This is a genomic window from Bartonella sp. AP258QHHD, from assembly GCF_042196145.1.
In the GTDB taxonomy this organism is placed as follows: Bacteria; Pseudomonadota; Alphaproteobacteria; order Rhizobiales; family Rhizobiaceae; genus Bartonella.
In genome coordinates this window covers 43,364-67,988 of sequence record NZ_JBHIPR010000019.1, presented here as the reverse complement: position 1 = coordinate 67,988, position 24,625 = coordinate 43,364, and the positions used below count along the sequence as shown (strand labels likewise).

The following is a 24,625-nucleotide window of genomic DNA, read 5'->3' as shown; positions in this document are numbered from 1 at the left end:
TCCTAAACAAATATGAACACCCCCTAAAACTGACTTTATCATATTCTCATATGCCCCCACTTAATACATTCTCTTTCCTCCCCCCCAAAGCCTTTCACTGCTTATATATCGTAAGCGTCTTCTGAATGAACCGTAAGGAGAGCAGAGCGCAATTTTTGCAAAGCCCTAGCTTCAATTTGACGCACGCGCTCTTTCGAGATTCCTAACTTTTCACCTAAAACTTCGAGAGTCGCCCCCTCTTCATTTAAGCGACGAAAGCGAATAATTTCCAACTCCCGTTCGTTGAGAATTTGCAACGCATCGTAAAGCCATTGTGTACGCCGTTGACCATCAATGACTTGCTCAATTAAAGCATCAGGAAGAGGACTCTCATCCACCAAAACATCCATCTTAGCAATGGGATTATCACTGTTCTCAGAAACAGAAACACTCAAGGAATTATCAGAACTGGAAAAACGAAAATCCATCGTTTCAACATCGCGCACGGAAACACCGAGTTTTTCAGCGATTGTGCGAAAAATATCCTGTTTTGACAAAGCACTATCATCTTGTATCAGTTTTGCACGCAAACGCCGAAGATTAAAGAAAAGTGCTTTTTGCGAAGAACTCGTTCCCCCTCGAACGATTGACCAATTTCGCAAAATATAATCTTGAATAGAAGCGCGTATCCACCACGTTGCATATGTTGAAAAACGCACTTCCCGATCAGGTTCAAAACGTGCAGCTGCTTCCAATAGTCCCACATACCCTTCTTGTACCAAATCCCCCAATGGCATTTTGAAACGTTTAAAGCGATTAGCAATAGCAATCACTAAACGCATATGAGCCGCTGCAATTTGATGCATGGCATCATCATCACGTTTGTCTTTCCACCGCAGAGCCAAATCATGCTCTTTTTGTCGTTCAAGATAAGGTGCTTGCATAGCAGAACGCATCATATTACGTCCTAAGCTTTTGTCTGCATCGCTATAATTTTTGCTGCTTTTATAAACAGCATTTGAAAGATTACCCATAATAACCCCTTGCGATTAAAATTATCAAAATTGATTTGGCAACGACATCATTGTTCTTCGCTTAAAAAGAACGCAAAAGTTGTTAACTTCTGTGACCACTACTTTAACGTGTAATTTTATAATCGCAATTGTTTTTTTACTGTCATGGTAAAACTTCTTGACATAAGACACAATTTCACCTGCAAAATGCCTTTACAATATGCCTTTTAGCCTATGAAATATTTGAAAAAACTTTCTCTTCACTTTTCATGACAAAACAGCAAAAAAATAAAGTGATCATGCAAAAGAAATGCCGTTTTTTGATAACCGGTTCCGTTTCCTTTTAAATTGAAGAATTTATTTATGCTTTTAGCTTTACAATACAACTAATAAGTGTAATTTGCAAATATAAAGCATCCAAACTGAATGAAAACTGAATGAAAAAAGAATCATTCAAGTTTTAAAGGCGCAAAGAAACAGCAAAAAATGACAAGAGTGATTGAAGCAAACGCAACAAACGTGTTAAAGAAAGAGCACCATTATGAAATTGTCGCAAAAAGCTTTTGACCAGTGTCACACTGAGAAAGAAAATGATCATGGATAGCAAGATTGTTCAACAGAATGAGATTCTTCAAGATGATATTCTCATTGAAAAACACGGAAGGGGTAAATTTGAAGGTTTTCGTTTTTATGCCAACAAAAACAGTACCGATCAAATAGCTGAGAAGCAAATTTCAACAGAGAATGAGAATTTGATTCTTGCTTTTTCCAAACGCGCGACACGTTTTTGTGCTTCTGCAAATGGAGATTTTACCCTCAGTTCTGATGGAATTGTGCGCTGGATTGGTCAACCCGTAGGACAACTTGTAGCAACAGAAGATTTTTTTAAACCAAAACTGATTGTTTTAGCAGATGAACAACTCACGGGAGAATCCCGCAATAACGTTGTGAAACGATTAGAACGCTTTGTCACCTTTCATTTTGAAACGACTTTAAAACCCCTGTTTGATTTGCGCAATGCTGATAATTTAACGGATTCAACAAACAGTCTTGCTTTACAACTTTTTAACTCTTTAGGGATTTTACCACGCCGCGAAGTCTTAGACATTGTCAAAAACCTTGCGCAAGAATCACGTGCCGTTCTTCGGCGTCTAGGCGTGCGTTTTGGCGCTTTTCATATCTATGTTGCCGGAATGCTTAAACCTGCTCCGGTTCAAGCCATTACTCTCCTGTGGAATCTTCAAAATGCGGGACAAGATCAAACTGGTTTGGGTGAAGTTTTTTCAGCATTATCTGCTGGTCGAACCTCTTTAATTGTTGACCCTACCTATAACCGCCAATTTTATCAATTAGCCGGCTACCGAATCTTAGGACAACGTGCTGTACGGATTGATATTTTAGAACGTCTTGCCAATCTCATCCGTCCCGCACTTCATTGGAAACAAGGAAGTGATCCTAAACCCGATGGAGCCTATGATGGCAAAAGTTTTTTTGTTACACCAGCCATGATGTCCATTCTTGGGGCCAATGGAAACGATATGGAAGAAATCCTCAAAGGACTTGGTTATCAATCGTACAGCATAAGCAATACTGTTTTTGAACAAAATCTCTTTGCACACCAAGCCTCTTCCCCTGTCAATAGGGCAATGCAAGATGTTCCTGCAGCAGAATGCGTTGGAAGTCAATGGCAAACAGTAAGCGATTTAGAAACAACACGAGAAGAAAAAAATACCTCATTCCCAAACACTTCATCCTCTGGTATTGAAAAACATCTCCATAAAACCAATCGTTTACCAGCAGCTGAACCTGTTGGGAATTTTGCCAAATCCCCTCGCTCTACAGAAGAAGATAAAGTTATTTTGTTATGGCATTATAAGCATCAATTTCCCCACCATGCACAAAAAACACGTGATAAATTAGGAAATAAGTGGCAAAATAAATCGAAGAACGCTGTAAAAAAAGCGGAATACAAAAATGAAAATTCCCCTCAAGAAGCACCATCACAAGCAAAACGCTCTCATAAGTTCCACAAATCCCAAGGGAAACATGCAAATCATAAGCCCTTTCAAAAAGAAAAGCGCCTTAATCCTGATTCACCTTTTGCGAAACTAGCTGTACTACGCGATCAACTCACCAATCATAAAAACACGCACACACTTTCCTCTAAAGAGAATTAAAGTAACAAATGGAGTTTGATCTTGACCCACGTAGTAACCGACAACTGCATTCACTGCAAATATACGGATTGCGTTGAAGTCTGCCCAGTTGATTGTTTTTATGAAGGGGAAAATATGCTTGTTATTCACCCCGATGAATGCATCGATTGTGGTGTTTGCGTGCCAGAATGCCCAGCAGAAGCGATTTTACCTGATACAGAACCAGGATTAGAAAAGTGGTTAGAACTCAATCTTCATTATGCAAACAAATGGCCTAATCTAACCACCAAAAAAGATCCTCTTCCTCAAGCAAAAGAAATGGATGGTGTTCCAAATAAATTAGAAAAGTATTTTTCAGAAAATCCAGGAAGTGGCGAAGAGTAATGATAAAGTGTACACTCTCCTCCTTCAACGATTGAAAGACTTCTCTTGTAAAAATAAAAAATCCTTAAGCGAAATGATTGATTCTTTTAAATTTTGATGTTAGTGTTATTTTAACATGATCATCTTTCTAAGTATTTTTCTTTGCTTGTTATAGTAAAGCGGTGTATTTTTTTTTGATTTAAAAGTACTCGGCTTTTATGCTCACTTAATTGGTACAATATACTTGGTTAAAGAAAACTCAACCCTCAGGTTTATAACCTGTTTTCCGATACATTTGTTGATCATAAGGGAGTAAACTAAAATATGGCATCCCAACATGGAACGTCTTCCAAGACCAAAGAATTTGCAACCTCTGAATATATCGTCTACCCTACGCATGGAGTAGGACAAATTATAGCGATTGAAGATCAAGAAGTTGCAGGACATAAATTAAAACTTTTTGTCATTCATTTCGCGAAAGATAAGATGGATGTCAAAGTCCCCATTGCAAAAGCCCTTTCCGTTGGAATGCGTAAATTATCTGCTAGTGATTCTGTCGAACGTGCCTTAAAAGTTTTACGTGGAAAAGCACGCGTTAAACGGACCATGTGGTCACGTCGTGCACAAGAATATGATGCTAAAATCAACTCAGGAGATCTTATTTGTATCGCCGAAGTGGTCCGTGATCTTTTCCGCTCTAATCTACAGCCTGAACAATCTTACTCTGAGCGCCAACTTTATACAGCTGCTCTTGAAAGAATGGCCCGTGAAATTGCGGTTATCAATAGTCTTTCTGAAACAGAAGCTATCAATCTCATAGAGATGCATCTCTCCAACAAGCCGGAACGCGAGTTTAAAACTGAGAGAGAAGAAACAGATGAAAACAGTAAAGCTGTCTACGCTGCATAATACACTCTTTCATCATAATGATGATATTTCGATAAAACCAGCGAAAAGCTGGTTTTATTTTTTAACATCCTCTCTGCCCTTAAGGACAAAGTTTCTTAACCAGCGCCAATCTATAAACAATCTAACTTTTCGACAAATTCCTCTTCCTCATTTTCTTTCTTCATAGATAACAAACTGATTAATCATCATAATCTAGCATTATTCATATTAAATTAGAATCTTGAATATGGTAAGATTACTCATTTCAAATTTCTCTCATGTTGAATTAATCAAATCACTTGCTTGTCAATCACAAGCGGAGCTGATCTGTGGGTAAAAACTGTACAAAAAGAGCGAGACACTGTCTCAAGCACCAAAGGATATACCAACATTGGAATCTGGCAAGATGTGTAAGGCTGCAGGCTTGCTTTTTTATTAAGCGTAAAGATCATAGTGCCGTTTATACACTACACCGAAACTTTACCATTTACCCCCTTCTACAAAACCATTGGAACATTCAAAAACACCGTCATAAAATGGATGCCACAAATATTGAAAAATATTCCTTTTAAAAAAAGCGTGACAGTACAACATAAGCATATTTTGTCTTGGGCACTCTATTTTGCATGAGAAGCATTCCCCCCATTAAAAAACGCGATAAAAAAAGCATGAACTAAAACCATCATCTCCATTCTGTAAAAGGCATTCCAAATACTTTTGAAAGCTGTAAAATTAACTTAAAAAATAACAATAAAAATGAACGTTAGCATTGCCCCTTTCAATTTCATATTTTTCCAAAATGAGGTTTCTTATTTCAGAGATTACGAAATATATGCAATATTCTTACTCCAATCGGACACAAAAAATCTAGAACGATTCATAGAACTCTTAAAAGTCTCAATCTCTATTTTAAACAGACCGCTAAAGATTGGATATTCTCAGCAGGAATTGTCCAGTTATCATCTTCAATCTGATCTTCACGAATATGACGCAAAGGATTAGTACGAACGCCTGTCAGGATAAGCAAACGCAAAGCCAGTCGTGTTATGTTTTGTGTTTTACAGAGTAACTGATAAAAGGCAGGAACATCTTTCCAATCCATGGCTAGTCTATTAATAGTTTTATAGCGTTGCTTACCTTAAGAGTGCGCGTGCTTTTTTTGCTTGTAAATCAACATCCAAACCCAAAGCAACCGCATGCTTAAGACAACGATTAAGACGCTTCAGTGCTTTATCTGCTGTTGCAGCTTTTGCATGCCAAATAGAGGCAAGGGTATTGCGTATCTCTGTTTGCGTAATCTCTGAAACGGGTAGACAGCCTAATTTGGGGAGAATATGGAGGCGTAAATGTAAAAACCAATTACAAGCTTCACCATCATTTTTTAATTCAGCTTTACGGCTTTCAAAAGCATCTAGAGCAATGTTTTTTAAATAATGGAGATTACGCATTGCCTCACACTTTTGTTTATCGCGTTCTTTAATGGGGTCACGCCCCTCACGTAAAACAGCACCCCACCCAATTGCCAATTCACGGACTTGTTTAAAGAAACATCTCGCAACGCTCCCAAGCCCATTTCGCGGCCCCCGTGAAAGGTATAACGGTAAATCCATTGACCACCCCCATCTCTTACGTTTGTGAAGAAGCAAGCCGGTACCATCATTATATTTTCCAGCTCGTGGGTGTTACGACAGCCCTTGGCTCTTAAGACGATTCATAAGAACCATTTCTAGTCCTTTCTTATACAAATTTTATCCACACACTCATCCCACTTGTGACGTGCAAACGAGTGGTTTTGATTGATTCTAGATAGAGAGATTTGAAATAAGTGAATCTTACGTTATTCGGGGTTCTAATTCAATATGAAAAACAATGAATTATATATATAAATCAATATGTTGTCTAGTGATGAACAGATAACAAAAAAATCATAAACTTAGGTAAGAAACACTATAAAATCATTCATAAACCAGCTATGAACTGGAGAATCGTACCGGCTTTGATAAAATACTTTGCTCACCCCCACACATAACATATCTGGTTTTAAGTTTACTTATTTTTACAAGCTGTTCGCAACAAATCCCTTATATTCACAAAAATACGAAAAATATATGGACAATTCTTAGTTCAAAAATATGAAAAGACAGCGTGATATTCATAGAAAAGTCTCATGCACTTTTATCATAAAAAGCACTAAAGATTATTGAATGTGTACAACTTCTGTCTTGTAACGGTTTTCTCTTTTCTGCTCATAAGAAAGCACGCTGGCATCAGCATACACTTAACCCCAATGTTACAACAATTCTTACATTTGAAAATATTCATTATAAACATTTTTCCTTTTTTATAGAGTTTTCACCCACATGCCAGCCCCACTTGTGACCGAAAAGCAAGTGATTGTCATTGATTCAACATGGGGAAAAATTTGAAATGAGAAAATCCTACGATAGAGCTTCCATTCAAGGCGCAAAACAACAAATGATCTTTATAAATCAATGTGATGTCGATCTCTATTTTTTTAAGGAGAATCACATGTCACAATATAAGTCTATAGACAAACCATTGCCTTAAATATTCTCATAACAAACACCGGAAAACACCGGTATGCTTAAATCCTTACATAGATCAACCGCCTTAAACGATGATATTTTACGGTCTAATAGGATTCTCTCTATAGTCAATAAAGATTAAGTGCGATACAAAATGATTCTATTACTGAGCTAACTTATATCAATACCCAAGCTCTTAACGAAGTCATCATAAAAGACACTGATACAAGCAATCCCTTATAGCCTCTCAAGAAAACAAGAAAATCATCTCCCACAATAGAATCATTTCTCTACAGCAAAACTTTATCCCACACATGTTCTCAAGAAAAAGTGAAAAACGCATCTTACCCAATGCATTCACTAATGAAATAAAAGAAGTTCACCACTGGAAAAGAAAGAAAACGCTAAAGTTTTAACCACTAAAACAGAACGCCCACGATACATTCCCTGTTCCACATCGATAGAAGACGACGCAAGGGAACCTCAACATTCATCTTAAAGCGAAAATGCACGCCCCAAGCGTGCATTGATCGATGAAATAAAAGAAGTTGACCTCTGGAAAAGAAAGAAAACGCTCAGTCTTTAACCACTAAAACGGAACGCCCACGATACATTCCCGTTTTCAAATCAATGTGATGAGGACGACGTAATTCACCAGAATTTTTATCTTCGATATAAGTCGGCGCCTTCAGAGCATCAGCCGAACGGCGCATGCCCCTCTTCGCTGGAGAGGTTTTTCGTTTAGGTACAGCCATAAAAAGACACTCCAAATCCATTAAAACAGAAAAAGCAATGTCAAAAATGACAATGCTTCATTTAAAATACCATAAAATTTGAGTATATTATACACTGATAAAAAAGAAGAGGCAATGTCAAAATGATCCTCCTCTTACCAAAAATGACCTTCCTGTTATCAAAAATGGTGTCACAATAATCAAATGAATATCAAAAACACTGCAAAATTTAAGAATTTTATACACCAATGAAAGCTTTTTTATAAGCCCTTCATTCAATTTTTATTTGGTTTAAAAAGGGATTTGCGCATACAGTAGAGATACAGATAAAAAGAGAAGTTGATTTTTAATAAAAAACGACGCCAATTTATGAAAACAAGAAAAAGCAACAACCTTTCTCTTTAAACTTCATAATTTCATTTTTGTAAAAACAAAGGAAGCAAGAATGCACGAATTTACCACCCTTCTTGCAAAACATGGAAATACCGTTGAAAAGCGGCTTGATACCCTGTTAAGTGATCAAATCCAAACTGGTGAAATTTCACGCCCTAAAAATTTAATCAAAGCCATGCGCTATGGTGTGCTGAACGGTGGAAAACGCTTGCGTCCTTTTCTTGTAATTCAAAGTGCTGCACTTTTTGATGTCCCTGTAGAACATTCTCTTGATGTTGCGTGTGCCTTAGAATGTATCCATTGTTATTCGCTCATTCATGATGATCTTCCCGCTATGGATAACGATATACTCCGGCGTGGAAAACCCACTGTCCATGTAGCATTTGATGAAGCAACAGCAATTCTAGCAGGCAATGCCCTCTTAACATTTGCCTTTGAAATCATTGCCCATAAAGCTAGTAATCTATCTACAGATATTAGAATCAAGCTGATCACGTCTCTTGCACAATCGGCAGGACTTGGCGGTATGTTAGGTGGACAAATGCTGGACCTTGAAGCTGAAAAAAGACCGCAAGAAAGTACTGACATCATCACTCTACAACACATGAAAACAGCAGCCCTGATAAGCTTTGCTTGCCAAGCAGGTGCCATCATTGGCAATGCATCTAAAGAATTAACTGAAAAACTTACTGATTTTGGGACCTATCTTGGTTTAGCCTTTCAATTAACCGATGACCTTCTTGATGTCACTGCCAACACGCAAACCCTAGGAAAAACGGCTGGAAAAGATGAAACGGCACAAAAAGCCACTTTTGTTCATCTTTACGGCATTAAAGAAACCCAAAAAAAGCGAGATACACTCATCAGTAAAGCAGAAGCATTCTTACATCCTTTTGGCGCTAAAGCACTCCCCCTCCAACAAGCAGCACACTTTAGTGCAATACGCCAAAATTAAACTTCATCCGCCCTATTGTACATAGTGTACACCATCATATTTATTGAATGCATAATAGATTTTTCAAAGAAACATTACCATTAATCTCCATTATAGTCCTTATCATGAAATGGGTGCGACAAATCTTAAGAGGAATTTCATTAAAACAAGCCGCGTAAATTTATAACACAAATGCATTCTGGGTATCCTATTTTGCATAAAAAATGCCTTCCATTAAAGACTGAAAGAAACAAAAACGGTAAAGCAATGCGTAATATTCAGGCTTTAAAAGATATTACAGTGGATGCTTTAAAGCCGAATAAAAAACAACCGGAAAGAGGAAAACTCATTTTCTCCTTTATATCTTTAATCTTCTAACGATAAGGCAAAAAATAAACAGAATAAGTATAAAACCAGGCATTTTATAAACCCGCAAAAAACAATAAAAATGCCGATTGGCTTTGTAGCCTTATCAAAGTCATCTGTTGTTTATTGCCAACCCTAGGAGTACACTGCCCTCAGTAAAGAGTCGTAATTTTTATGCCTTTCCACGCTATCTTGTTGTAAAAGATCAAATATGGTCACATTCTGTAAATTCACTCGTGTATTACTTGCTCTCTAAAAACACTTTTACAAAAGTGCTCGTTGTTTAGTTTAGGCATCATTTTTTTGAAGCTCGTATTTAAAATATCAGAAAAAAATGAATATAATGGCTATTTTGATTTTTATGCCACCCTCAAAGAACAAAGTCTTTTAATCCAATCTGCTCTGTAAACAGTCTAGTGTCCTACCGAGTAGGTTTCTCTCGTTTTCCACGCATGCGATTCACTTAAACTAAAGACGCAATAAACAAGACTTAAGAATATTCACCATACACTTCTTAAAATACTTAATGTATCAAACAAGATACCTTCACCACCCCTCAAATGACAGTATGTTACGGCATAACAGGATAAATAAAGCCATTAATTTCAATAGAACGAAAGACCAAAAAAATATTATTACCGATCTCTCTTTTCTTAGCAAGAAATATATAATACATTGATTTATAATGATAATTTGCGGTTTTTAACTTGAATAAGAACCCTGAATACCGTAAGATTCTCTCATTTCAAATCTGTGTATGTTAAATCAATCAAAATCACTTGCTTGCACGTCACAAGCGGGAAAAGCCGTGTGGGGCAAAACATCAAAGAAAAGACTAAAAACTGCCTCTTATGAACCGTCTTAAAAGCCAAGGGCTGTCCGCAACATTAGGGGCTAGCAAAGTGAATAATTGTGTCGGCATGCTCCTTCAAAAGCAGAAACATTTTTATTTACAAAAGTGTGTAATAACTTCAATTGAATAATAATCATGATCACTGTACAACTTTAATTCATCACGCTCTTTATCTCGTTTATTCAATTCATCACATAAAAAGAAAATTGATAAGATTAAACAGAGAATGATCATTGCAACAGAAAGATAAAAAAAGTCCTTATTATTATATATAATAGCGCAATCTAATTTGTGATAAGTAGTTTTTTCAATCCAAGTGCAAATTTCCTCCTTTAAATGCAATTTTCTTATTAAGATGAAAAGCATCATTGTAAGTGAACCTATGCCTGTTGTAAAAGCTGGAAAATATGTCCACCTTTTGAAGCCATAATAAAAAAACATGCAACATGGCCAAGAAAATGCCGCGATTATCAAGAGTATTATAGCCATTGAATATCCTTCGAGAGAATTTTTCTCATTATCCATTCAATGTCATTTGTAAATTCTTCTTGGTTTCATCATGTCATATATCGTGTTTAGCTCTATGCAAAAACGCGCTATTTGTTTAACATTTTCATCATCACCGGTCCTCATACTCGACACGAGATCAATCATTTGTGTTTTGAAACTCATGCCATTTTCACTTGAAGAATTAAGAAACTTTTTCGCGTAATCAATCATGGGGTCGGTAGCATTCATAGACATATTATAGGCCCAAATAAAATCGTTTTCTCTCTAGTTATAGTCATTACGCAAACTGCTTATGACATTGAGTAACATATCTGCTGATATCCATTCATTATAATCACCACGCAATAAATTAACAAAACGTCCACATAAAACAATCAGTATGTGACGATGCCGTATAATGTCAAACTTTGGTACGATATTCTGATAGCCATGGCTGTATACAAATTTTTTTGCTTGTTCATGCTTTTGAAAATGTTCAAAAGCGCCGTAATTTTCACTGATATATTTTTCGTAAAGTCTATCGTACTGTTCTAGACTATCCACGCGCGTACATCCCAACAACACAGATACAAAAAAAGAGTTATCAATGTTACAACACGCGTTATGGATAACGATTTCATCGCTTTACCTTTTAATGACCATAATTTGTACGGCTTAACAGATTCCTATCAAATATATCAATATATGCTGTTTTCTTGTGGCTTATTTGTAGCAAATTGTACTCAACAATATTTCTGTACTTGGTTTTATTCCCTCTCAAAGAGGGGAGATATCATTCAAAGTTTCCATAGATAAGTTTATTATCTGGATCAGAAATTTTCTAACATCAGAAAATACAGAGCTAACGCCACAATCAAAGAGAAAATACTCAAAAACGAGAATGAACAACGTAAAAAAATTATCTCAACAAGATAATTGATATTTTAAAGAAAACAGCAATAAAACGCGTTAAATATATCAACAATAAAATCAGTCATGAGGAAAGCCTATTTGAACAGGCTATAAATTGTCCGACTGCTTAAATTAGCTCTAATGAGATAAAGTGTTACCAGCAAGGAACCAATAAAAACGGGAAAACTGCTCTATCACCATTCCTTAATAAGCATATAATCTGGCACAATCATTTTCTTTATCAGCGTCCAATCTTATCAGCAACTCTTTGTGCAATATTCATGAGCAGCATTTTTATTTCCTTTTTAACGATTATTATGCCAAGCCCACTTATAATGTACAAGCAGATGACTTTGATTACTTCAACATACATAGATTTGAAATAAGAGTAACTGACACTATTCAGTCTTTCTCATTCAACATGCAAAAACAACGATGCGCCTTAATAAATCAAAGCCTTGCCCCACTATGAAACCCTATAAAACACGTATCGTAATAAGTTAATATTCTCACTGAACTTTTTTGAGAGTTCCTTCTAAAAAAAATACTGCTAACAAGTAAATCAATAAATAAATAGCAAAAATATAAACGAGTGAGAAAAAGCCAAATATATTGACCATATACGCACTCATGTAAAAAAATACCAATAAGCTAAATCTCCCAACAGTTGACAAGAAAGATTCATATGTAGCCCTGAAATAATCACTAATACTATCATGCAAAACAACTTCTACACGAAGATATGTATACTTAATGAGATAAAAAATCATACAGACTAAAATGACAGCCATTTCTTTTCTTGGTTCAAAGAAAGCAACGGTAAAAATCAGTGAAGCCGAAAGAAACAACAGTAAAATAAAATTCACTCTTTCACTTAGTTTTGTAAAGAGAAGACTAGCCAAGAGCTGAGAGAACAATATAAGTGAAAATGTCACACCAAGATCAAAATAAGTGACATTAATATTATGATCTTTAAATATCCACTGCCAATACTGCGAGAATATATTGAAAAAGATCAATGAAAAATAAAAGCATAAAGAGATATAAGGAACTTTAATAAAAATAGACAACATCTCCTTAGCTTCACAAATGAGAGAATTCACTTTATTTGGTTTTTTCTCCCCCTTCAAGTCATCAAGAAAAAACAAACCAAATAGTGTCGTCATCAACATTAAAAACGCCGCGATATACCATATATATTGGCTAGAATAATCAGCAAAATATGCCCCGATTAAACTGAATATAAACATGCCGATGTAATTATATTGAGAGCTGGAACCAAGCACTTTTTTAGTAGATGTCAATTTTTCTTTTGCATATTGAACAAGTAAAGCATTATAGGCCCCCGCAATCAATGTCAGCGATAAGGCATTAAAAGTTTCTGCCAAAAGAAAACCATAAAAGCTTGTAGAAAATCCCATGAGAAAGAGCCATGTGGCAGCAAAAGCCGCTGCCAAAACGATCGATATTTTATAACTTTTTCGATCAGCAAAATATCCCAGAGGAATATCTGTAACCATCATAATAAAAGCCTGAAACGACTTAATGACACCAATATCAATAAGCGTTAAGCCTTTTTCAAGCATATAAAAGACAATAAAGGCGCCAGTTAAAATCCTTATACCATTAAATAAAAAGCCAAACGCTAATATACTTGTCATGCACTCCCCCAATAACGCCAACAAAGGCACCCGTATACATCATTTTATATCCATATAAAAGCTTACATTTTACGACAAATAGGACTATAATCGCTATAAGGATTTCCAATCCTATCAATTTGATACCCCAAAAAATGCTGGGAAAATGCCTGAAAAATCAATAAACAATGTTCTTTCTATAATTTGATATTTGAAGAATCCGTTAAATATTTTACTGTCTCAAGAGCAGCCAAAAACCAGCAACAACATTTACGGATCCATTTAAAGTATTCATATCGTTTTGCTTAATAGTCTTAACACACTCAAACTCATTAATATCCTTCATAAGCTTCTGATTCTAAAACAGGCATATCATCTGGTTTTACCTAAAATAATAAGCAACCAACAACAGTATTGACCATAGCTAAAGCAGCATACAACAGCACCCTCTTCACATTGAAGACAGCTTGTTTTAAAAAAAACGACACACCCTTTTTACTTCAACCTTATGCGATTTTTACCTCAACCTTGCCCAAAGCGTGTATGAATATAATCACTCAAAAGCGCTTCAAATTCTTCAGCAATGTGATCACCCCGCAAAGTTTTTACCTTTTGTCCCTCAATAAAAACAGGTGCCGCAGGACTTTCCCCCACTCCAGGCAAAGAGATTCCAATATCCGCATGCTTTGACTCCCCCGGTCCATTGACGATACATCCCATCACAGCAACCTTCAAGCTTTCAACGCCAGGGTATTTTTCACGCCAAACAGGCATATTTTTGTATAAATCTGCTTCAATTTTTTGCGCCAATTGTTGAAAGACCGTAGAAGTTGTGCGCCCACAACCAGGACAAGCCGCAACAACAGGCAAAAATTGGCGAAACCCCATCACTTGCAAAAGTTCTTGCCCCACCTTTACTTCTCGTGTCCGATCACCACCAGGTTTTGGTGTTAAGGAAATTCGTATCGTATCACCAATCCCTTGCTGTAATAAAATACCCAAAGCCACCGAAGAAGCAACAATGCCCTTTGTTCCCATCCCAGCTTCCGTTAATCCCAAATGAAGAGCATAATCACAACGCGCCGCCAAGGTGGTATAAACAGCAATAAGATCTTGGACATCACTCACTTTAGCAGAAAGAATAATTTTATCACGCCCCAATCCTAACTCTTCTGCTAAAGCAGCCGAAAGCAAAGCCGACTGAACAACAGTTTCCCGCATCACTTCAGCCACAGATAAGGGTTTTTCTTGCTGTGCATTTTCATCCATAAGCCGTGTTAACAACGCATTATCAAGAGAGCCCCAATTCACGCCAATGCGAATAGGTTTATGATACCGACAAGCAATCTCAATAATTTCTGCAAATTGACGATCTTTTTTTGCGCCAAAACCAACATTTCCAGGATTGATGCGATATTTTGCAAGCGCCTCAGCACACGCAGGATGCTCAGATAAAAGCTTATGACCAATATAATGAAAATCCCCCACCAATGGGATAAAAAATCCTAACCTCTCCAATCGCTCCCGTATTTTTGGTACAGCCGCCGCCGCTTCATCGCGATCAACAGTAATTCGAACCAATTGTGAACCAGCTTGCCAAAGAGCAGCTACTTGAGAAACAGTTGCATCAACATCAGCGGTATCTGTATTAGTCATTGACTGTACAACTATCGGGCTCTGCCCCCCAATAATCACATCACCAACAACAACACCAACAGATCGACGACGCTCAAGTGGTTTAGATAAAAAATAGGTCGTACTCATCAAGTCCTCAAATTTTTAAAACCTGCGCTATCAATCATTATTTACATTGACTTCCTCCGCGCTTCAAAGGACGAAAATTACACCGCCCACCAATCTTAACAGATTGCTCTCAAAAGGTTCTACCTACTAACACTGATGCAATACAATTCATAGGTAGATTCATTCTATAGACGCACCGGATAAGTTCTACTACTTCTGTTCAAGTTTATACTTCTACACTTGGTTGCTTCAAAAAGAAACTGAAACAAAACAGAGACAATACTGTATTTTTAAGTTGCATGCCGATACCTTAATCAACGTCACCACAAAACAATGTTTTACAACACAACAGATAACGCCTATCAAAGCGCAATTTTTAAAAATGCATGAAAGACATCACCAAATTAATCCAACATATTGATTTATAATAATCTATTTTTTACAAATTTGAATAGCAACCCCAAATATCGTAAGATTTCCTCATTTTAAATCTTCTTAATTGAATCAATCAATACCACTCCCTACAGCCACAAGAGAATAGATAGATAAAAACTCCTTATAAACTATTTCAAGTGCCAAAAGCTATCCCAACACTTTAAACAAACAAAAAAATGAAGACATCGCCCACCATCTTTATGAATGAATCTTACACCATTTTGTAAAAATTTTTACCTTACATCCTTAACAAACACCATCACGAAATGAACTCAAGTACATTAAGAAATGCCTCATTAAACCCAAACTTTTAATTCTCATCTCACCCACGCGCGGCATTATCAATGCAACCTTTCAATGTTCAAGCCGTTATAGCAAAACCCCAAACACCATCCCAACTGTCACACAACAATTTAACACATGAAGGAGTCAATAAATGTGTCTATTTTCACCCCATAGAAAAAATGCTAAAATTAAAAAACGTATAGCACAATTAAAAAGAGAGCTGGTCCCCGTAAATCATTGGAGTTTTCAAAATGATAGCTTTGAAAATATTTCTGAGCTGTTTAACACATGGAAACAAAAAGGCCGTCACGCACTTTATCACCTCAACGAACATGCTACAGAATTAAAGAAAAAAGCGAAAGAAAATCCTAAAAAAACCCTCGCATTAGCAGCAGGAGTCGTTTTAGTAAGCTTCTTACTGATCCGTAAAAATTAATAACACAACCAATAACCTTCCCTTTTAATGCCCGCCTTAAAACGGGCATTTTTATGGTTTACAAAATATAAACTTTACGTCTTCCTCCTAACTTTACGCCCTCACCCAAAAGGATAAGTTTCCCATCCAACCCAGTCTATAATCCAATTTTTTATCTGGCTTCCCCCTACCCCCATCTTCCAAACATGCGGTGACACCACACCTCAAAGGACAGTGTTGTGCAAAACCACAAGCAAAGCTTCCAATACTCCACCCCCCCTACTGAGTTAGTTCAAAAGAAATGGAAGTGAGTAAAGATGCATGCGCTTTAATATTCTAAGGAACATTATTTTACATCATGACATAAAAGTATAAGAAGCCTAAGAGCTTTAAAACATGTAGTATAGCAAACCAAACGAAATCTTCCAATGTAAACAACCACTTGCTATAAGTAAATGACGCAAAAATTAAACTGAAAAAACCCAAAATTTCATCCTCCAGAATCGACTCGCTGCGAAGTATCTACATAGGTAACTACGGACATGCCAGGAATGAGTTTTTCAATCCCTTCCTGCCCAGGATCTAAAGCAATCCGTACTGAAATACGTTGCGCAATTTTGATAAAATTACCAATTGTCGTATCCGTTTTTAACAATGAAAATTCTGAGCCTGTAGCAGGTGCAAAACGAACCACACGCCCTGTTAACTTTTTGTTGTTCAATGCATCAACAGAAAAAACAACCGGTTGTCCCACACGCATCTGAGAAAGTTGCGTTTCCTTATAATTAGCAATAATCCAAATATCATCAGAAATAACAGAGACCAATTGTGTCCCCGGCATAACATATTGCCCTACCCGCGCTCCAACTAATCCAATATAGCCTGTTCGAGGAGATAAAATCTTTGTGTGATCGAGATTAAGTTTTGCCAACTCAACACTCACCTTCGCTCCCGCAATTTCTGACTGTAAACTTTGCCGTTCAAGATCCAATTGTTTTTGCAATTGGCGTTTTGTTTCGAGAGCTGTCAAGAGTTGTGAAAGAGGACGAGAAACAGAACTTGCCGCATCACCAAAACCTAACTTTTTACTATCTGGAACAACATTGGAAAATGCTCGTGAACGCGCCAATTCCACCTCTGCTGTATTAATTTCGCCCTGCAAAAGCTGTGCTTGTAATTCAATACTTGCCAGTTTTGCATTTTTTGAATCGAGAACAGCCTGTGCCCGTGCAAGCTGCTGCCGAAAAAGAGAATCATCGAGCTCAAAAAGCAGCATTCCCTTTTCAACACGTTGATAATCTTGCACATAAATCCGTGCAATCACCCCAGAGATCTGTGAACTAACCAGAGTAACATTGCCCTTAATAGAAGCATTATCCGTTATTTGAATGTTACTCACAAAAGGAGGAAGCCTCCAAGCCCACAAAATCAGCAAAACACCCGTAATGCCCGATAGGAATGCAACAATCGTAGCTTTTGACCGTAATTTTTTTATCATTTTTTGCACCCCTCTTTCTATGACATTACTCTACTTTTCTAATGCACGCAAAGAGCATGACTTAACAATCATTGTGACAAGAAAAATAACGAATACAACCATTGAAATATAAAAATAAAGCCGAAAAACGTCATCATAAGCAAAAATATTTGCTGTTAACTTAAATTTCTCTATCAACATAGAAGTACCCTGCTCACTTCTCAAGCCATTGGGAACAGAAACACCATAAGAAGGCGAAAATAAAGTATTCATCTCACCAGAAATAAGCGGATCAGTAATAATAATATTTTGTGTTAAGGACTCAAAGTTCTTATGGGCAAAATAAAACTGAAGGCTGCCAAAAAAAGCCGACCCCATCAATCCCCCTGTCACTTGCGTTAGCAAAAAAACAGCAATAAAACTTAAAACGTAACGCGGTCCTCGCTCACCAGCGATCACAAACCCTTTGAAAAGAGCAGGAGGCAAAAAAAGTGCATAACTAAAACTCACCAACCCTTGGCTCAACATCATATCTTGTGGGCGCGTTAAATGGTTTACATGACTATCTAAATAAGCTCCTAACGCCAAACAACCCAAAGACAACAAATAAAAATAATCCTCACGCCCCGCCCGTAAAAAAAAGACACAAACAGCCCCCCCTAACAGAATCCCTAATGTCACCGCAAGATACATGGGCGCCATCTCACGATTGAGCAAACCAAAAAGATTAAAAAACCCTACGGGCAAATTTGACCGCTCCAATAAAAAAACATGAAAAATAAATAAAATAAAAACAGATTGGACCATTTCTTTACTGAAAATCCAACGGAGATCAATCAACGGTTTTTCTCTATTAAGCTCAATAATAATAGCAATAGCCAACGAGAAAATAGCAAGTGCGAGCCCCCAACCAATCCATGGTGCTTCATACCACCAATACAATATGCCAACAGACATGATCACAGCATTTAATCCAAGACCAAGAGCAATCAAACCATAGCTTATCCAATCTAATTTTTGAATAACCTTACTACGCACAACAGGAGTAAGAGGCAAAGTATAGATACAGACCAAGCTGATAAGAACCAACCCCATTTCCAGAGCGGAAAGACTGGAAAAACCACCATTTTCCAGCAAATCAGGAGAAATCAAACGTGATAAAGGTGCCGCTAAAGCCGCATTCATATAATTCAAACTAAGACCAACAGTAAACTTCTTTGCTGGAGCAAAAGCCTCCATCATATAAAGCAGCGCAAGCGAAGCCAAAGGAGCAGCAGCAATCCCAGCAAAAAAGCGAATAATCAATGCAGAACGCAAATCCGTAACAAAGAGCTGCAACACGCAAACCAAAACAAAGCCAAGAATTGATAATTCAGCAAAAGCGCGCAGCCCAAATTGATAGCGGATTTTGATCAACATAATCGCTACACTCACATTTGGCGCCATATAAGCCGCTACCAGCCATGTCGTCTCGGCCAAAGTTGCATGAAAATCACCCGTAAGATGGACAATGTTAGACTGAACAATATTAGCCCCTAAACCATAAGCCCATTGCAAAATAAGAGAAGCAAAAATATAAACAAAGCACTTTGGCAAAGGTCCCGCAAAGACACGACCAGGATGAGGAAAAGGTTTTGCACTCCTTTTAGCAGACACAACCGTACTCTTTTTTCCGCTCATGTCATCTTTTCCTGTAACTCTGCTACGCTTCTATCAACACAGCACCATCAGCTGACAACTGCTGGAAAAAAGCCTCTATTTTATGATTGTCCTCATCACTTGTCCCTCCTTCTAACGTCGCTTGAATCTGCAAAATCTGCTGTTCTAATACATCAAAAGAAAGATTCTCTACAGCCACAACGTGCTCTACCAATAAAGAGCAGCCTGAAAAGGTAATATTTGCAACGCCCCCGCATACAACAAATAATTTTTCACCCACAGAGGTGCGAACACGAACACTGCCCAACACAATACTTGCCACCAATGGCGCATGATGCGCCATAACTGTCAAATAACCTGAGGCTGAAGGAAGAACAACAGACACTACCTGCTCTGAAAACACAATTTTTTCAGGCGATACAAGCTCAAATAAAAAATGCTCTTCTCTATTGTTTTCCACAAAAGTCTCCACAATACCCGATATAAGGACTCTCCGTTTTCTCCAACGACTCGTCCTTTTTAACGAAAAATACCCATGACAGTTTTCTCTTGAATAAGAAGCTTCTTACTAAGAAGCCTCTGCCATGAGACGCTTTCCTTTTTCAAGTGCTTCATCAATCGAACCAACCATATAAAAAGCAGCTTCTGGCAAATCATCATAATCGCCAGCACAAAGCCCCTTAAAGCCTTTGATTGTCTCTTCCAAAGGAACGAGTTTCCCCGGTGAACCAGTAAAGGCTTCCGCAACATGGAAAGGTTGCGAAAGGAAACGTTCAATTTTACGCGCCCGCCCCACCAGCAATTTGTCATCTTCAGAAAGTTCATCCATTCCAAGAATAGCAATAATATCCTGAAGCGCTCTATAACGTTGTAAAATGGTTTGCACTTGACAAGCAACAGTGTAATGCTCTTCCCCCACAATCAATGGATCCAACATACGCGAGAAAGAGTCAAGCGGATCAACCGCTGGATAAATCCCCTTTTCCGCAATAGAGCGCGAAAGAACAGTTGTTGCATCCAAATGAGCAAAAGACGCTGCCGGCGCCGGATCCGTCAAGTCATCTGCCGGAACATAAATTGCCTGAACGGAAGTAATAGAGCCTGTTTTTGTACTAGTAATACGTTCTTGCAACGCCCCCATATCTGTTGCCAAAGTTGGCTGATACCCCACAGCAGAAGGAATACGCCCTAAAAGAGCAGACACCTCAGCTCCTGCTTGCGTGAAACGGAAAATATTATCCACAAAGAAGAGAACATCTTGTCCTTCATCACGGAAACTTTCTGCAATTGTCAATCCTGAAAGAGCCACACGCGCACGCGCTCCTGGTGGTTCATTCATTTGCCCGTAAACAAGAGCACATTTTGACCCTTCCGTTGAACCATTATTCTCTTTTGGATTCACATTCACGCGACTTTCGATCATTTCATAATAAAGATCATTTCCTTCACGTGTACGTTCTCCCACACCAGCAAATACAGAATAGCCACCATGTGCCTTTGCAATATTGTTTATAAGCTCCATAATGAGAACGGTTTTTCCAACACCAGCACCACCAAACAAGCCAATTTTACCCCCTTTAGAATAAGGGGCTAACAAATCCACGACTTTAATACCGGTGACGAGAATTTCCGAAACAGTCGATTGCTCAACATATTCAGGTGCCTCTTGGTGAATAGAACGTGTTTTGGTTGAAGCGATTGGTCCCACATTATCCACCGGTTCCCCAATCACATTCATAATACGTCCCAACGTTGCTTCTCCTACAGGAACGCTAATTTGTGTGCCTGTATCCACAACCTTTTGGCCCCGCATCAAACCATCAGTCGTATCCATAGCAATCGTACGCACAGTATTTTCACCCAAATGCTGCGCAACTTCTAATACTAAGCGATTACCTAAATTCTCTGTTTCCAAAGCGTTGAGAATATTTGGCAATTCACCTTCAAATTGCACATCAACGACAGCACCAATAATCTGCTTGATTTCACCAACAGCGCCTTTTGCATGCTCTTCTTTTTTTGCGGATGTATCTTTTTTTACAGGTGTATCTTTAGCTGCATCACGCGCAGGTACAGAGGAAGCCTTTACATCCACTTGAGATTTCGAAGCGGCTTTTTTCACGCCGGAACGAGCAGCTGGTTTCTTTTTTTCACCTTTTTCTGTTCCTTTGCTTGAGGTTACTGCTTTTACCATCAATTCTTACCTTCTCCATTTAAAGCGCTTCAGCGCCCGCAATAATTTCGATCAATTCTGTCGTAATCTGTGCTTGACGTTGACGATTATAAGCCACCGTCAATTTACTAATCATTTCACCCGCATTGCGCGATGCATTATCCATAGCTGTCATCTTGGCGCCCATTTCACCAGCAACATTTTCTAGCAAAGCCCGAAAGATTTGCACCGAAAGATTACGTGGTACAAGGGCCTCTAAAAGAGACGCAGCATCAGGTTCATATTCATAAACAATCGATTGTGAACCTTTGTTATGATCGGTTTGCTCCACAATATCTATTGCCCTAACAGTTGCTTTTGGAGCAACCATTGGAATCAAATCCAAAGCTGTTGGACGCTGATTAATTACGGAAACAAATTCAGAATAAAACAGCGTACAAACATCGAAAGCGCCTTCATTGAATAAATCAACAATCCGTTGACTAATCATCACTGCTTCTGCAAAACCAATTCGCTTTACAGCATGCAAATCGATATGATCAATTATCAAGCCTTTGTAATCACGCGATAAAATATCCGCGCCTTTTTTACCCACAGTGATAATTTTTACTATTTTATCAGCCGCCAACAATGCCTTAATCTGCTCACGTGCACGACGAGCAATTTGCACGTTAAAAGCACCACACAAACCGCGCTCAGCAGTACACACCACCAAAAGATGTACATCATCGCGCCCCGTACCACGCATAAGAGTAGGCGCATCAACACCATCTACATCAGCAGCAACACTGGTCAAAATATCAGCCATTCTCTTCGCATAAGGGCGTGCAGACTGCGCTGCCTCTTGAGCACGATGCAACCTTGCCGCTGCAACCATTTGCATAGCTTTGGTAATCTTTTGTGTTGCTTTAACCGAAGCGATACGGTCTCTAAGATCTTTTAGTGAAGCCATTCAAGCATTCCATCAATTCATCACGAGAAATTTTTTGCATAAGTATCAAGAACAGTTATCAACTTATCTTTCAGCTCATCTGTTATTTGCTTTTGCTCAGCAATTGCCTTTAAGAGATCTTGATAATCACTACGCAAAAGCACTAAAAGTCCCTGCTCAAACCGCGCAACATCAGAAACCGCCAAAGCATCAAGATAGCCATTCACACCCGCGAAAATAACCACCACCTGTTCTTCTGTTTTGAGCGGAGAAAATTGCGGCTGCTTCAACAGCTCTGTCAAACGCGCACCCCGATTTAACAGACGCTGGGTTGACGCATCCAAATCAGAGCCAAACTGCGCAAAAGCTGCCATTTCACGATATTGCGCCAATTCACCTTTAATCGAGCCAGCAACTTGCTTCATTGCCTTAATTTGTGCAGCAGAACCAACACGCGATACAGAAAGACCAACATTTACAGCAGGACGAATTCCTTGATAAAACAAATTAGTCTCTAGAAAAATTTGCCCATCAGTAATCGAAATCACATTTGTAGGAATATAGGCAGAAACATCATTTGCTTGCGTTTCAATAACCGGCAAAGCTGTCAACGACCCAGATCCATTTTCCGCATTCAACTTCGCAGCCCGCTCTAAAAGACGCGAATGCAGATAGAAAACATCTCCCGGATAAGCTTCACGACCTGGAGGACGACGCAATAAAAGAGACATTTGACGATACGCCACCGCCTGTTTTGATAAGTCATCATAACCAATCAAAGCATGTTGCCCATTATCACGGAAATACTCACCCATAGCACACCCAGCAAGAGGTGCAATAAATTGCAGTGGTGCTGGATCAGAAGCGGTCGCTGCAACAATAATAGAATATTCCAGCGCTCCACGTTCTTCTAAAACTTTAACGAATTGTGCCACCGTCGAACGTTTTTGACCGATAGCCACATAAATACAATAAACTTTGTCTTGCTCTCGTCCAGCCCCTGTCTCATGAAAAGGTTTTTGGTTTAAAAATGTATCGAGCAAAATTGCTGTTTTTCCTGTTTGGCGATCACCAATCACCAATTCACGCTGCCCCCGTCCAATAGGGATGAGTGCGTCAATCGCTTTCAATCCAGTCGACATCGGTTCATGGACAGACTGACGCGGAATAATTCCAGGAGCCTTAACATCGACACGACGACGCTCTGTTGCTTTAATGGGCCCCTTACCATCGATAGGGTTTCCCAACGCATCAACCACACGCCCAAGCAAAGCGGGACCCACAGGAACATCGACGATAGCACCTAACCGCTTTACACAATCACCTTCACGAATATCACGATCTGAGCCAAAAATGACCACACCAACATTATCAACTTCCAAATTGAGTGCCATACCACGCACACCGTTTGGAAAAGCGACCATTTCCCCTGCTTGGACATTATCCAAACCATAAACGCGAGCAATACCATCCCCTACAGAGAGAACCCAACCAATTTCTGAAACCTCAGCCTTTTGGTCAAAGTTTTTGATTTGCTCTTTTAGAATTTTTGAAATTTCAGATGGTCTAATATCCATCAGCTGACCTCTTTTTTCAATGCAAGCTTAAGTGAAGACAATTTTGTGAGAAGAGACGTATCAATTTGAGACGACCCCACACGAACGATTAATCCACCAAGAATTGTTGGATCCACAACGATGTGCAGCAAGACTTTTCCTCCAACAACACCTTCCAAAGCCTCACACAACTCTTGTCTTTGTTGAGAACTTAAGGCGCGCGCAGAAACAATTTGCGCAGTAACCTGCCTACGAGCGCGTGCAACACAATGCTGGAAAGCACGTAAAATACCAAATACAGCACTAAGCCTACGGTTTGTGGCAATAACGCGTAAAAAATTACCAATGACCTGCCCTGCATTTTTATCAGCAAATTTGATGTTTGCACAAACAGATTGCATCACCTTAATTTGCTCTTTAACTGAAAAGAATGGACTAAGCACAAAGCGTTTTAAATCCTTATGCTCCAAAACAAGCAAAAGATCCTCTACTGCCTTTTCAACCTTTTCAACGTTTCCGGCTTCTTGAACGCAATCAAAAAGCGCTTGCGCATAGCGTTGATCTACCAACGGCAGCGGTATGAGAGAAAATGAATCCGACACGAAATACCGCCTCTTTCCCTTGAGCGACTCTCTGATAGTTATCAGATGAAATGAAACAGACATTCTCAATCTTAAGAATCTTT

At 38.5% G+C, this 24,625-nt stretch carries 17 protein-coding genes and 1 pseudogene; 5 read left to right on the top strand and 13 right to left on the bottom strand.

The genetic code is table 11. From position 1 onward, the window contains the following. Positions 1–101: 101 nt before the first annotated feature. Positions 102–1,013, bottom strand: coding sequence for an RNA polymerase factor sigma-32 (locus ACFIMM_RS02670; protein ID WP_375628693.1), 912 nt, complete (start codon positions 1,011–1,013; stop codon positions 102–104). Positions 1,014–1,588: 575 nt separating this feature from the next. Here ACFIMM_RS02670 and ACFIMM_RS02665 point away from each other — a divergent pair. The 3 genes from ACFIMM_RS02665 to ACFIMM_RS02655 all read left to right on the top strand — a co-directional run bounded on the left by ACFIMM_RS02665 (position 1,589) and on the right by ACFIMM_RS02655 (position 4,420). Continuing rightward, positions 1,589–3,169 (top strand): hypothetical protein, encoded by a 1,581-nt coding sequence (locus ACFIMM_RS02665; RefSeq protein WP_375692597.1) that lies wholly within the window; start codon positions 1,589–1,591, stop codon positions 3,167–3,169. 21 nt (positions 3,170–3,190) lie between these two features. Beyond that, positions 3,191–3,532 (top strand): ferredoxin FdxA, encoded by a 342-nt coding sequence (fdxA, locus tag ACFIMM_RS02660; RefSeq protein ID WP_015856977.1) that lies wholly within the window; start codon positions 3,191–3,193, stop codon positions 3,530–3,532. Positions 3,533–3,835: 303 nt separating this feature from the next. Continuing rightward, on the top strand, positions 3,836–4,420 hold the full coding sequence (locus tag ACFIMM_RS02655) for a CarD family transcriptional regulator (RefSeq protein ID WP_273790499.1): 585 nt from the start codon (positions 3,836–3,838) through the stop codon (positions 4,418–4,420). Positions 4,421–5,327: 907 nt separating this feature from the next. Here the strand turns inward: ACFIMM_RS02655 and ACFIMM_RS02650 are convergent. Next, positions 5,328–6,045, bottom strand: a pseudogene (locus tag ACFIMM_RS02650) (tyrosine-type recombinase/integrase); the annotation flags it as partial. A 1,475-nt stretch (positions 6,046–7,520) separates the two neighbouring features. After that, positions 7,521–7,700 (bottom strand): 50S ribosomal protein L32, encoded by a 180-nt coding sequence (rpmF, locus tag ACFIMM_RS02645; protein WP_005774555.1) that lies wholly within the window; start codon positions 7,698–7,700, stop codon positions 7,521–7,523. A 424-nt stretch (positions 7,701–8,124) separates the two neighbouring features. Here rpmF and ACFIMM_RS02640 point away from each other — a divergent pair, with 424 nt between their 5' ends. Further along, on the top strand, positions 8,125–9,027 hold the full coding sequence (locus ACFIMM_RS02640) for a polyprenyl synthetase family protein (RefSeq protein ID WP_375632065.1): 903 nt from the start codon (positions 8,125–8,127) through the stop codon (positions 9,025–9,027). 1,972 nt (positions 9,028–10,999) lie between these two features. On the opposite strand, the gene ACFIMM_RS02635 is transcribed toward ACFIMM_RS02640, so the two are convergent. The 3 genes from ACFIMM_RS02635 to ispG form a co-directional block, all read right to left on the bottom strand. After that, the gene (locus tag ACFIMM_RS02635; protein WP_375682647.1) at positions 11,000–11,278 is read right to left on the bottom strand and encodes a hypothetical protein; all 279 of its coding nucleotides are present in this window, start codon (positions 11,276–11,278) and stop codon (positions 11,000–11,002) included. A gap of 857 nt (positions 11,279–12,135) precedes the next feature. Next, positions 12,136–13,287, bottom strand: a complete 1,152-nt coding sequence (locus tag ACFIMM_RS02630; RefSeq protein WP_375629662.1) for an MFS transporter — start codon at positions 13,285–13,287, stop codon at positions 12,136–12,138. 501 nt (positions 13,288–13,788) lie between these two features. Then, entirely contained in the window at positions 13,789–15,030 is a 1,242-nt protein-coding gene (gene ispG / locus ACFIMM_RS02625; protein ID WP_375682648.1) for a flavodoxin-dependent (E)-4-hydroxy-3-methylbut-2-enyl-diphosphate synthase, read from the bottom strand. A gap of 850 nt (positions 15,031–15,880) precedes the next feature. Between ispG and ACFIMM_RS02620 the strand changes: the two genes are divergently transcribed. Beyond that, positions 15,881–16,165, top strand: a complete 285-nt coding sequence (locus ACFIMM_RS02620) for a hypothetical protein (protein WP_375611728.1) — start codon at positions 15,881–15,883, stop codon at positions 16,163–16,165. A 469-nt stretch (positions 16,166–16,634) separates the two neighbouring features. On the opposite strand, the gene ACFIMM_RS02615 is transcribed toward ACFIMM_RS02620, so the two are convergent. The 7 genes from ACFIMM_RS02615 to atpH form a co-directional block, all read right to left on the bottom strand. Then, on the bottom strand, positions 16,635–17,642 hold the full coding sequence (locus ACFIMM_RS02615; RefSeq protein WP_375611727.1) for an HlyD family secretion protein: 1,008 nt from the start codon (positions 17,640–17,642) through the stop codon (positions 16,635–16,637). Positions 17,643–17,672: 30 nt separating this feature from the next. Continuing rightward, positions 17,673–19,301, bottom strand: coding sequence for an MFS transporter (locus tag ACFIMM_RS02610; protein ID WP_375638260.1), 1,629 nt, complete (start codon positions 19,299–19,301; stop codon positions 17,673–17,675). Between the two features lie 22 nt (positions 19,302–19,323). Then, entirely contained in the window at positions 19,324–19,740 is a 417-nt protein-coding gene (gene atpC / locus ACFIMM_RS02605; protein ID WP_375611725.1) for an ATP synthase F1 subunit epsilon, read from the bottom strand. 108 nt (positions 19,741–19,848) lie between these two features. Beyond that, a complete protein-coding gene (gene atpD / locus ACFIMM_RS02600; protein WP_375638258.1) occupies positions 19,849–21,474 on the bottom strand; it encodes a F0F1 ATP synthase subunit beta in 1,626 nt (541 codons plus the stop codon). A 19-nt stretch (positions 21,475–21,493) separates the two neighbouring features. Next, complete coding sequence (locus tag ACFIMM_RS02595; protein ID WP_375611723.1) at positions 21,494–22,405, bottom strand: F0F1 ATP synthase subunit gamma; 912 nt, start codon at positions 22,403–22,405, stop codon at positions 21,494–21,496. A 20-nt stretch (positions 22,406–22,425) separates the two neighbouring features. Continuing rightward, a complete protein-coding gene (gene atpA, locus ACFIMM_RS02590) occupies positions 22,426–23,961 on the bottom strand; it encodes a F0F1 ATP synthase subunit alpha (protein WP_375611722.1) in 1,536 nt (511 codons plus the stop codon). Beyond that, entirely contained in the window at positions 23,961–24,542 is a 582-nt protein-coding gene (gene atpH, locus ACFIMM_RS02585; RefSeq protein WP_375682649.1) for an ATP synthase F1 subunit delta, read from the bottom strand. The genes atpA and atpH overlap by 1 nt, the downstream gene beginning before the upstream one ends. Positions 24,543–24,625 lie beyond the last annotated feature (83 nt).